We start from the raw sequence: 11,997 nt of genomic DNA, 5'->3' as shown, positions 1-11,997 counted from the left end.
TTATCTTTTGCGCCAAGCTTGTGTGCGATTCTCTAACAATTTACCCAACGTCATCTGAACAATCTTCGCAATTGCGGCAGCAATCATGATCATCACAGCCATTGCCGCTGCTGCGCCAGTTTGACCTGCATCATCCATATTCAGAATCGAGACCGAAGCTGGAATCGTATCGGTTGAGTAAAGGAATACTACCGCAGAAGTGGTGGTCAATGCATTAACAAACAAGTAAGTCGCAATGTCCAAAATCGCAGGTAAACACACCGGTAATGTCACTTTAAAGAACAACTTGTATTGAGGAAGCTTCACCGATGCTGCTGTGGCTTCAATCTCCGATGGCAGCTGCTTCAACGCTGTCAGTGCAGTCATGTGACCTACTGTGTAGTAATGCACTACCGTGTTAATCACCAAGAATGCCATGGTGCCATAAAGCACGTTGAGAGGATTGTTCGCATCGTTAAAGTAAAAGATGTAACCCAAGCCAAGTACCATACCCGGAACCGCCATTGGTACCACGCTGAGCATTTGCATCACTTGACGAATTGGACCAAACGCACGCCCTTTCTCAATGCAGTAAGCACCGACAAAGATGATGGCAGTACCAATAACTGCCGTCCAACCTGCCAGCGTTAGCGAGTTGAAGAATGGGCTCCAACCGTAAGTGCTCATTTCAGCAAAGTTGTAGTTGTTTAGCGTCAGCGCTTTGTTCCAAGGCCAGAACGTAACTAACGAGCCATATACCGCCATGCCAAGCACTGCAAGCACTGCGATAGAAATGATGCTGCAGTAAACCAAACAAATCCAGTCGCGTGCTTTGTTGGGTTCTGGTTGATAAGGCACTGAACGTGTGTCGAATAAGCTCTTTTGCTTTTTCTGTACCCAACGGTCTGCACCAAATGCCATTACCGCAGGAAATAGCAGCATAATGCTGGTCACCGCACCCATGGCAAAGTTTTGCTGTCCCACGACTTGCTTGAAGATGTCGGTCGCCAGAACGTTATAGCTGCCACCAATCACTTTCGGTACACCAAAATCCGTGATAACCAGTGTAAAGACGACGATAAGTGTACTGATCAAACCGTATTTCGCCGCAGGTAACGTGACCATAAAGAAGGTCTTAATTGGTGAGGTTTTAAGCGCGCAAGCTGCCTCATACAAGCGAGCATCTGAGGTGCGCAGCGAAGTGGTCAAAATCATCAATGCATGAGGGAAGGTCCAGAAGATCAAACCCATCGAGATACCAATCACGCCGTAAACCGAATTTCCTAACAGCATCTCTTTGGCAATACCTTGATTACCGAAAAGGAAGATCATACTGATAGCCGGCAACAACGAAGGCGCGAGAATGGGTGCTGTGCCGAGGATTTGAAACAAACCTTTAAACCGCATACATGAACGAGTCAGCGCGTAAGCATAACCAAACGCAAGCACACCCACTACCGAGGTCACAATCACGCCCAAAGTAAAGGTATTTCCCACCGACACCCACAAGCTTGAAGAGGAAAAGTACGTCGCAAAGTTTGCCAATCCGACAAATTCGCCATTGGCATTTTGCACACTCTTGATCAACATTGCCCAAAGCGGCATCAAGATGAACAGCACCATCATGGTCGACAAACCAGCGAGCAAACCAAACAACACAAGGTTGTCGCGGCTAACACGTCCGAGTAGGGATTTTGCTTTGTCTTGTGTGGTCAGGCTAGTCATCATCATTGTCTTCGCATCCATGTTTACACCTACGCTGCTAGCGCTTTATCAACCGAGGGCACGGCGTAACCATGCAACCCTTCTTCAGCAAACTGGATGTAACGCACATCACCCGCCTTGATATTGAGTTGTTGAACCGTTTCAACAGGCACATCCACTACGATGGTTTGGGTTGAGCTGTCGTTTTGCAATACGCAATCAATGCGGAAAAACGCCCCCAGAAACTCGGTTACCGTAACTCGCACTGGCAGAGAGTTGGTGTCGTTTTCAACGAACTTGATGCTTTCAGGACGCACCGCAAGGTCGAAGCGGTCACCACGTTGAATCTTACGATTGGTCAAACTTGGCGCTGGCATCAAGGTTTCTGCAATGCGTATTTTGGAGTCCGTTGCGACTGAGGTTTCAATAAAGTTCATGCTGCCGACAAACTCAGCGACAAAGCGCGTTGCTGGCTGTTGGTAGATTTCTTGAGGCGTGCCAACTTGCTCAATCACGCCATGGTTCATTACCACGATACGATCCGCCATCGACAACGCTTCGTCCTGATCATGCGTAACCATGATGGTGGTGATGCCAAGCTTGCGTTGCAGCTTACAAATCTCGTCACGTAAGTGCACACGTACTTTAGCATCCAGCGCCGATAATGGTTCATCAAGTAGCAGTAGACCCGGAGACAGCGCCAATGCACGAGCCAAAGCGACACGTTGTTGTTGACCACCAGAAAGTTGGTTAGGGAACTTCTCGCCAGAAGTTGGAAGACCAATCGTTTCTAGCCAATAATCTACCTTCTCTAGCGCTTCTTTGGTCGACATGCCTTGGTTCTTTAAACCCACAGCAATGTTCTCTTGTACAGTTAGGTTAGGAAACAGCGCGTAAGATTGAAATACGATGCCAAAATCGCGCTTCTCTGGAGGGAGGAATGTGGTCTCTTGACCGTTTTGAAAAATCGCACCAGACGTTGGCAAGTCTAAACCTGCAATAGCACGTAGTAGAGTGGTTTTACCGCAGCCAGAAGGGCCAAGAAAGCAAACAAACTCGCCCTTTTCAATCGCTAGCGAGATTTTCTTTAATGCAGTGAACTGCCCGAATTGCTTTACTATATTTTCAATATTTAGGTAATGTTGAGTAGTTGACATAACACACGCTCCAAATGGTATATACCAACATTAATTTTGGAGTGTTACGTTCCAATGACAAATTTATAGCCATAAGATGACAAATAGATGAAGGAAATTGAGGTTTGTTTAAGTGGTAATGAGATATTCCCAACTCACTCCTTCCGCACTCTTGAGAATGACGAGGCTTCAACGATGAGATTCTTTCGAAAACAAAAAATCCACCTCAACAGAGGTGGATTTTAGCATTAAGTGAGAAGCAAATAAGATTAAGACTTTGGCTCTGATTTCGCGTCAAACTTCTCAGACCATGCCGCTAGGATTTCCGCACGCTTGCTACCCATTTGCGCGAAGTCCATCTTCGCCATGTTCTCTTGAACGTTAGGGAAGTTAGCTACGGTCGCTTTCACATCTTTGTGACCAACCACTGGGTACATTTCTACGTAAAGCTCGTTTGCCGCTTTAGAAATTGACCAGTCCACAACTCGCTTCGCTGCATCAGACTCTTTTACTAGACCAACCGCTTCTGATTCCCAGCCGATACCTTTTGGTGTGATAACCGCTAGTGGTGCGCCTTGTGTTTTTAGCTTCGCGCCACGGCTCGCCATCGAAATGCCGATAGCCACTTCACCCATGCCCGCTTGAACACATGGCTTAGAGCCCGAGTGGGTGTAGTGTGCAATGTTCTTGTCTAGGTCACGCATGTAATTCCATGCCTGATCTTCACCCATGTTTTGTAGCCAAGCAGAAACCTGCATGTAACCAGTACCAGAAGAGGCAGGGTTAGGCATTGCAATGTGACCTTTGTAAACTGGCTTCGTTAGGTCTTCCCAAGATGTTGGTTTAGGCAGGTTAAGTTGTTTCGCTACCGCTTCGTTGAAACAAACTGCATTAAAGAACGCATCGTTACCGAACCAAGCTTGGTTTGATTGAGGGTCGTTTAGATTCGCGTGCAGCTCTTCCAAACCTTTTGGCGTGTAAGGCTTAAGAAGGCCTTCATCTTTAAGCAGCGCCATTGACGAGCCAGCAAGACCCCAAACCACCTCCGCTTGAGGGTTGTTCTTTTCTGCCAGCAATTTCGCCGTCATGATACCAGTTGAATCGCGAACCCACTTAATCTTGATATCTGGGTTATCTTTCTCAAACGCAGACTTGTATTTAGCAAGAATGTCAGTTTCGAAAGCGGTGTAAACCGTGACTTCCTGTGCTGCTATTGCGTTCGTTGCTAGCAGAGAGACAAGTGCAGCCAGCGATCCTTTCATCAAACGGTTTTTCATCATTTTCTCCAGTTAATTTGGCTAAGTTTTCATTTGGTCTGTACCAGTTGTACGATATAAACCCTACTGACACTTTGTGACGAAATCATGACCATTAAATGGCAGTTTTACGAAAATTTGCGCTGAATAATCGTTCAATAGATCCGCTATTTTTCAGATGTTAAAGTTTTATGAAATTGAAGATTTACCTATTTACTGCCCTTTTCTTCCTCGTTAGAGTGAATTGGAAACTTGGTGTAGACCAAAAAACCATTCTAATGGAAATCGAGATGAAAAACGAATATCTACTACTGACTCCAGGCCCTCTATCTACTTCTGAAACGGTACGTGAAGCCATGCTAAAAGACTGGTGTACTTGGGATGATGAATACAACAAAGATATTGTAGAAGTGATCCGCACCAAGCTTGTTAAACTGGCGACTCAACAAGACGGCTACACCAGCGTATTAATGCAAGGTAGCGGCACAGCATCAGTAGAAGCCACGATTGGTAGCGCCATTGGTAAAGATGGAAAACTGTTGGTTGTCGACAACGGTGCGTACGGTGCACGTATCGCTCAGATCGCCAATTACCTGAATATTCCGTGCCATGTAGTTTCCCCAGGCGAAACATCACAGCCACACTTGAACGAGGTGGAAACTGCATTGGCATCGGATCCTGCTATCACACACGTGGCGATTGTTCACTGCGAGACAACCACGGGCATGCTTAACCCAATTGAAGAGTTCGCTTCTGCGGCAAAAGCGCACGGTAAAGTGGTGATTCTCGATGCCATGTCCAGTTTTGGTGGCATTCCTATCGATATTGCCGAACTAGGCATCGATTTTATGATCAGCTCTGCAAACAAGTGTATCCAAGGTGTACCGGGCTTTGGCTTTGTAATTGCGAAACAAACTGAGCTAGAAAAATGCAAAGGTCAAGCACGTTCATTAAGCCTCGATCTTTACGATCAATGGCACTGCATGGAAGTAAACCATGGCAAATGGCGTTTCACGTCTCCGACACACACGGTTCGCGCTTTCTACCAAGCATTGTTAGAGCTAGAACAAGAAGGCGGCATCGAGGCCCGTCACAACCGTTACCAGACTAACCAGAAAACACTGGTTGCAGGTATGCGTTCTCTTGGTTTCAAACCACTACTGCATGATGATCTTCACTCGCCAATCATCACTTCTTTCTACTCTCCGACGCACAGTGATTACCAGTTCAAAGAGTTCTACACCCGTTTGAAAGAGCAAGGTTTTGTGATTTATCCGGGTAAGGTATCGAACGCAGATTGCTTCCGCATCGGCAACATTGGCGAAGTTTACCCAGCAGATATCGAGCGCTTAATCGGTGCGATTGAAAAAGCAATGTATTGGCAAGTTGCCTAAAGCAGCCTTCTGATTGAGAGAGCGTTATGACTGAAAATGTAAAACCGACCCATTTCCGCAGCGAAGGTGATGTCAACACGACACCGGCACGCCAAGCTTGGAATGCATCGATGGACGACAAACGCACGCAAGCATTATTGAAGCGTGATTCGGAAGTCTTTCTTCATCAAGCCATGTCAACGCCTTGCTTAGATACCTTGGAAGCAGCACAAGGCATCTACATCCAAGATGCTACCGGCAAAAAGTACATGGACTTCCATGGTAATAACGTCCATCAGCTGGGCTACGGTCACCCGCATGTGATTAAACGTGTGCAAGAGCAAATTGCCAAACTGGCGTTTTCACCACGTCGCTTTACCAACGAAACCGCAATTGAATGTGCCGAAAAGCTAACGCAAATCTGTGGCGGCGAGTTGAATCGCGTATTGTTTGCTCCGGGTGGTACATCAGCGGTAGGTATGGCACTTAAACTAGCACGCCACATCACAGGGAACTACAAGGTAGTGTCCTTGTGGGACTCCTTCCACGGCGCATCATTGGATGCCATCTCAGTGGGAGGAGAAGCTTGCTTCCTCCAAGGCATGGGACCTTTGATGGCAGGTGTTGAGCGCATTCCACCAGCGGTCTCTTATCGAGGTGCTTTTCCAGTCGCTGACGGTAGTGATGTGCATTACGCCGATTATCTTGAATACGTAATTGAGAAAGAAGGCGGCGTGGGTGCATTTATCGCAGAAGCGGTTCGCAACACGGATGTTCAAGTGCCCAGTAAAGCCTATTGGAAACGCATCCGCGAAATCTGTGACAAACATAATGTCATGCTGATCATCGACGACATCCCTAACGGCATGGGTCGTAGCGGTGAATGGTTTACCTACCAAGCCTACGATATCGAGCCTGATATGCTCTGCATTGGTAAAGGCTTGGGCGGAGGCATAATGCCTATCGCAGCCATGGTAACCAAAGATAAATATAACACTGCCGAGCAAATCTCGATGGGACACTACACTCATGAGAAAAGCCCTATCGGTTGTGCTGCGGCGCTGGCAACCATGGAAGCCATTGAGCAATACGGCTTGTTAGATAAAACCAAAGCCGACAGCCAGTTCATGCGGGAAAAGCTACTAGAGATGAAAGCCAAGTACCCAGTGATTGGTGATGTACGTGGCATCGGCATGTTGTGGGGCATTGAACTGGTCACCGACCACGAAAGCAAAGCGCGCGCGTATGACGAAGCGGAAGCTGTGCTGTACCAATGCCTCAACAATGGCGTCAGCTTTAAGGTATCGCAAGGCAATGTGATTCAACTCAGCCCCCCGCTGATCATAACGCGCGAGCAACTGACAGAAGCGTTGGCAATCTTCGAAGAAGCCATCGCCAAAGTGTGTAAAGACTTTAACTACTTCTAATTTCAACAAACACCAATTTATCCAGAGCGTAGTTCCAACGTGTAGGTAAGCGCTCTGGCAAACAAGACAAAGGATTAAACATGAACAAGTCACCAATTCAAGCTGTGATCTTTGACTGGGCAGGCACTATCGTCGACTTCGGCTCTTTTGCGCCAACCAGCATCTTTGTGGAAGCATTCAAGCAAGGCTTTGATTTCGATATTGACCTTGAAGAAGCGCGTGAGCCGATGGGACTTGGCAAATGGGATCACATCCAAGCTGTGGGTCGCATCCCTGCGGTTGATAAGCGTTGGAATGAGAAGTTTGGTCGCTCAATGACCAGCGAAGACATCGACGCGATCTATGCCGCATTTATGCCTCTGCAAAAAGCGAAAGTCGCTGACCACGCCGAGCCCATTCTCAATGCAATTGAAGTCGTGAACGGTCTGAAAAACAAAGGCATCAAGATAGGTTCTTGTTCTGGTTACCCTCGCGAAGTGATGGATGTACTGATTCCAGTAGCAGCGGATTGCGGCTACAAACCTGATTACGTGGTAGCCACGGATGATTTGCCTCAAGGAGGCCGCCCTGCACCATTTATGGCATTGAAGAACGTGATTGAACTGAACGTAACCGATGTTAACGCGTGTATCAAAGTGGATGACGCAGCACCGGGCATTGATGAAGGTCATAACGCAGGTATGTGGACCGTTGGTCTGCTGCTTTCTGGTAACGAAGCGGGTCTGACATTTGAAGAGTACCAAGCGGCCGACCAAACCACACTAGATACTGCTCGTGAAAAGGCACGTGCAAAATTGATCAAGAGCTCGCCGCACTACCTAATCGACACCATTGCTGACTTCCCTGAAGTGGTGGCAGATATCGAACGTCGCCTAGCGGCAGGTGAGCGTCCATAGGATTTATGTAAAAGCCTCTAATTCAACTAAATTATCAACTGAGTTAGAGGTACGCTTCCACGGTATGACAATAGTACGGTTTTTCCTTCCGCTGCGCGGTACTTAGCGACGCCTGACACTGCGAGAGACACAGTGATAATAAGGTTTGGCATCAATAGATATCTGTTGTTTTCTCGCAGTTGTCATTTAATGTCCTGTATATGGCTCATGACCATAACATTAGCTAGGTAATTTGCGAGGTCGAGCGACCACGAGCAGAGAGCTTCCACCCTTTAACGGAACAGTAGTCTTTTAAATAGTGATGAACTCCAAACTAACAAATGTGGGAGCAGCCTAAACCAATAAAAGGCCACCTTTCAGAAACTATCGAAATGAACCCACTTGCTGCTCTTGAACTTGAATAACTAGTGCGGTTTTGGGCAAACCTGAAAAGTAGCGCGAAGCAAAAATGCCTCAGGTGTAATCACTCCTGTTTTCAGACAAAAAAGAGCCGCACTCTAAACGACACCAGCGCTAGGAAGGTTTTGGACAAAAGTGTTTTAGTGAATGTTCTAAATTAGCATCTCACGGATAATTTCAGGTATTGCAAACCTCCAATCAATTGACCAAATTAACTAAGCCACTACACTAGTGATGTTTTATTCTTGCTCCAAGTGCCTTGTAAACAACCAAGTTTATTGATATGAATAAAACTAACGCGAGTGATCCTCGGTAAGTTTGCTCAGCTCTTCAAAGAAAGCTTTCGCAACGGGAGAAAGCGAATCAAGTGGCTGTTTCATGACGGCATAAAACTGGCTAATTAGAAACCATCTCTCTGGTTGCAATGGAACTAAGGACTGGTCGTAATGACCACGATCAATCAAGTGAGAAGGGAGAAAACTTAAATGGGTGCCTGCCAGGGTGAGAAGAACGCCAGACTCCACATGCCAGCCGTCATAGAGCTTAATCGAGTCATATTGCTCAATGTTGAGTAATTCAAACATTTCGTCCTTTGCATATCCGCCCATATTGATACGACATCCATCAAGGGAGAACTCTAGATCCATGATCTTATCTGCAAGATCGCGGCGCGCATAGAGATAACTTCTCTCATCAAACAATGGGTAGCTGTGCTTAAAGGCGGTTTTTTGATGCCCCCCCAGTACTACGATCATTAAGTCAATTTGGTTTTTTGCGAGCTTTTCGTTAAGTTGAGTGAAGTCACCGACTTCAATACTCACTTCGACGCTATCACTACGCTGATAAAATGACTCGACCGCTTTGGGTAACGGGTTATTAGGGAGTGTCACCGTATTGTCTAAGCAACCAACACGAACGTGGCCCGAGAGTTCAGTTTGCACGCCTCGCAACTTATAAGCGAAGTCAGTAAGAGTGGATTTTAACTGATTTGCATATTTATAGACTTTCTCACCCTCGTGAGTAAGCTTAAACCCCTTTCTTCCGCGTTGGCATAGTGTTAAATCTAAACTATTTTCTAGCGCAATAAGTTGATTACTCAAGACGGGCTGGCTAAGACCTGTACTTGCAACCGCTTGGTTAATGCCTCCTTGCTCAACGATTTCACAAAAAAGCTCTAATCTTCGTAGGTCACGCTTATCTAACTTATTGTTTGAGTTCATCTAAATTAACACATTTGGTTTTTGTTATGTTTGCATTTAATTATATTCATTTATTGATAAGAAATACATCAGTATGATTTATTCAGGCTTATGGAATAACAATGCAAGGGATGCATCATGAATAAAGAAACATACATGGAAGAAGAGACGACAGAGCTAAGCCAAGCTGGTCAGACTCAAAAGAATATCGATGATTTCGAGTTAGAGCCAGTGCCAGAAAAAGCCAGGCGTTCTTGGTGGGTGATTAGCCTCATTTGGTTAGCGATCGGCATCGATATTTCTGGTCTTTTCTTGGGTTCTATCCTCAGCAGCGCTATGGGTTTTGAAGATGCACTCATCGCAACCTTTGTGGGCTCAGGTCTTCTCGCAGTGATTGCGATGCTGTGCGCCAATATCGGCTTTCAATCTGGAGTATCCACATCTTTGATGAGCAGCGCAGTTTTTGGTCGTAATGGCGGTAAGATTCTTGGGTTTATCAACGGTATCTCACTTGTCGGTTGGTTCGCTTTCCAAGCCGACTTCTTTGCATTCATCCTAGTTGATGCTCTAGCAAAATATGAGATTGTGGTTTCTCATCTATCTGCGCTGATTGGCGGCAGTATCTTGATGATGGCGACAGCAATCTATGGTGTCCGTGCTTTGGGTAAGTTGAGTACTTACTCTGTGCCCCTTATGGTCACTCTAATTACTCTTGGCTTATTTATGGCGGCGGATTACCAAGGTAGTGGCGCTCCATCCATTACTGATCCTCTAACGATGGGGCAAGCGATCTCGTTCGTTATGTCTATCTGGATCCTAGCAGCCGTCGCTGCGCCAGACATTGCTCGCTATGCGAAGACACGTAAAGATGCGATTTTGGGTGCGGGTATCGGTTTCTTGGTTGGCAACAGTGCGATCATCCTTATCGCTCTTATTCTGACAAAAATCACCGGCACCGATGACCTTGTTGAAGTCTTCTTTAGCCTAGGTTTGGGCATGGCTGCCATCATTGTGTTGGTGTTTGCTCAATGGACAACCAACAGTAGCAACCTTACTTCTGGCGGCCTATGTATGTCGATGGTACTACCCAAGGTGCCGCGCCCTATCCTTGTGATTCTAATGACCGTCGCAGGTATCGCCATTGCCCAATTAGGCATGGTGGACAAGTTCACTGAGTTTTTAATGCTACTAAGTGTCACTATCGCACCGGCAGCGGGGGTTTATATCGCTCAATATTATGTTCTTGATTCGAGCAAAATGAATTTTAAGAACATTCAACAAGTGCCGAGTTGGATGCTAAGAGGCTTAGCATCTTGGGTGTTCGGTACCGTATTTAGTGCTTGTACAGCCCCAGAATTCTTCGACTTATTTTCGCTGACGAGCATTTCGGCACTTGATGGCATTATTGCTTCGGCTGTGTTTTATATTGCTCTGATGAAGCTATCAAAGCGCAAAAATCTTTCTAAATGATTGGAAATTAGTAATAAGGAAAGTTGTAGTGATTATTACTGAACAGATGATTGATGACATAGCACTGGGTGCTACCGTACTTGGCACTGGAGGTGGTGGTGACCCTTACAGTGGCGCGCTGATGGCGAAGGTTGCGATTGCAAATGCAAAACAGCCTGTGCAATTAATCGCTTTGGATGAAGTACAAGATGATTGGATGACAGTTCCTTCATCCATGATTGGGGCACCTACCGTTGCGATTGAAAAGCTTAACTCCAAAGACCAAATGCTGGTGGCGTTTGAGGCCATGGAACAGGCGCTTGAAACCGAGATAGCCGCAACATTCCCAATTGAAGTGGGTGGCTTCAACTCACTGATTCCTATCTTGGTGGCGGCACAAAAGAATATCCCTCTCGTTGACTGTGATGCGATGGGGCGCGCCTTCCCTGAGGCGCAGATGGTGACGTTTTTTCTCGACGACTTGCCATCGGCACCCAATACCTTGGCTGATGAACGAGGCAATGTGGTCACGCTCTATCCAGTCAATGGTCTTTGGTCTGAAAAATTTGCTCGCCCAATTACCGAGCAAATGGGCGGTTCAGCAGCAATGTGTGATTACCCAATGAGTGGAAAAAACCTCAAGCGCAGTGCTCTGCCAGCCACTTTGACCCAAGCAATGAAGATTGGTGAAGCGATACGCCAAGCCAATGAGGGTAACCAAAGCGGCACACAAGCGGTATTGGATATAGTGGGTGGTCATATCTTGATTAGTGGCAAGATCGTTGATATTCAGCGTGAAACCGATGGTGGCTTTGCCATGGGGGGAGTGGTGATCGAAAAACTCGTTCAGTTTGAAGACACGGGGGTAGACTCGGTATTTGTCCATTTCCAGAATGAACTTCTACTCGCCCACAAAGGACGTAGCAGGGCAGACATGTCACAAGAGAACTTGCTAGCGTCAACTCCTGACCTTATCTCGATCCTTGACCATGAAACAGGCAATCCCATCACCACAGAACAATTGCGCTATGGTCAGCGCATCGACTTAATTGCTTATCCTTGTGACCCGAAGTGGCGCAGTAAAAAAGGGATTGAAGTCGCAGGGCCAAACTACTTTGGTTATACCGTGGATTATCAGCCTATCGAACAACTGAAGTCGGCGTTAAAAGGAGAGTAATA

9 protein-coding genes and 1 pseudogene are annotated in these 11,997 nt (G+C 46.5%); 5 read left to right on the top strand and 5 right to left on the bottom strand.

The window, feature by feature from the left end:
* From ACQEXT_RS00530 to ACQEXT_RS00520, 3 genes are all read right to left on the bottom strand, one after another.
* Nucleotides 1-1,725: a putative 2-aminoethylphosphonate ABC transporter permease subunit gene (locus tag ACQEXT_RS00530; protein ID WP_426950126.1), complete on the bottom strand. Its 1,725-nt coding sequence runs from the start codon at nt 1,723-1,725 to the stop codon at nt 1-3.
* A gap of 8 nt (nt 1,726-1,733) precedes the next feature.
* Entirely contained in the window at nt 1,734-2,840 is a 1,107-nt protein-coding gene (locus ACQEXT_RS00525) for a putative 2-aminoethylphosphonate ABC transporter ATP-binding protein (protein WP_426950124.1), read from the bottom strand.
* Between the two features lie 248 nt (nt 2,841-3,088).
* Nucleotides 3,089-4,099, bottom strand: a complete 1,011-nt coding sequence (locus ACQEXT_RS00520) for a putative 2-aminoethylphosphonate ABC transporter substrate-binding protein (protein ID WP_426950122.1) — start codon at nt 4,097-4,099, stop codon at nt 3,089-3,091.
* 266 nt (nt 4,100-4,365) lie between these two features.
* On the opposite strand from ACQEXT_RS00520, the gene phnW reads away from it, so the two are divergent.
* The 3 genes from phnW (at nt 4,366) to phnX (ending at nt 7,771) form a co-directional block, all read left to right on the top strand.
* Nucleotides 4,366-5,469, top strand: coding sequence for a 2-aminoethylphosphonate--pyruvate transaminase (phnW, locus tag ACQEXT_RS00515; RefSeq protein WP_426950292.1), 1,104 nt, complete (start codon nt 4,366-4,368; stop codon nt 5,467-5,469).
* A gap of 26 nt (nt 5,470-5,495) precedes the next feature.
* The gene (locus tag ACQEXT_RS00510) at nt 5,496-6,875 is read left to right on the top strand and encodes an aspartate aminotransferase family protein (protein WP_426950120.1); all 1,380 of its coding nucleotides are present in this window, start codon (nt 5,496-5,498) and stop codon (nt 6,873-6,875) included.
* A gap of 80 nt (nt 6,876-6,955) precedes the next feature.
* Complete coding sequence (gene phnX / locus ACQEXT_RS00505; RefSeq protein ID WP_426950118.1) at nt 6,956-7,771, top strand: phosphonoacetaldehyde hydrolase; 816 nt, start codon at nt 6,956-6,958, stop codon at nt 7,769-7,771.
* A gap of 108 nt (nt 7,772-7,879) precedes the next feature.
* Here the strand turns inward: phnX and ACQEXT_RS00500 are convergent.
* Together ACQEXT_RS00500 and ACQEXT_RS00495 are read right to left on the bottom strand one after the other, a co-directional pair.
* Nucleotides 7,880-7,957, bottom strand: a pseudogene (locus ACQEXT_RS00500) (transposase); the annotation flags it as partial.
* A 506-nt stretch (nt 7,958-8,463) separates the two neighbouring features.
* Nucleotides 8,464-9,390 carry a LysR family transcriptional regulator gene (locus ACQEXT_RS00495; protein WP_426950116.1) on the bottom strand — a complete coding sequence of 309 codons (927 nt, stop codon included), beginning with the start codon at nt 9,388-9,390 and terminating at the stop codon, nt 8,464-8,466.
* 135 nt (nt 9,391-9,525) lie between these two features.
* On the opposite strand from ACQEXT_RS00495, the gene ACQEXT_RS00490 reads away from it, so the two are divergent.
* Both ACQEXT_RS00490 and ACQEXT_RS00485 read left to right on the top strand, forming a co-directional pair.
* Complete coding sequence (locus ACQEXT_RS00490) at nt 9,526-10,839, top strand: purine-cytosine permease family protein (protein WP_426950290.1); 1,314 nt, start codon at nt 9,526-9,528, stop codon at nt 10,837-10,839.
* Nucleotides 10,840-10,867: 28 nt separating this feature from the next.
* The gene (locus ACQEXT_RS00485; RefSeq protein ID WP_426950114.1) at nt 10,868-11,995 is read left to right on the top strand and encodes a DUF917 domain-containing protein; all 1,128 of its coding nucleotides are present in this window, start codon (nt 10,868-10,870) and stop codon (nt 11,993-11,995) included.
* Nucleotides 11,996-11,997: the final 2 nt, after the last annotated feature.

This window comes from Vibrio sp. TRT 29B02, assembly GCF_050113655.1.
Classification (GTDB): Bacteria; Pseudomonadota; Gammaproteobacteria; order Enterobacterales; family Vibrionaceae; genus Vibrio.
Note: the sequence above shows the minus strand (reverse complement) of the source record. Positions and strands in the feature narration are given on the sequence as shown.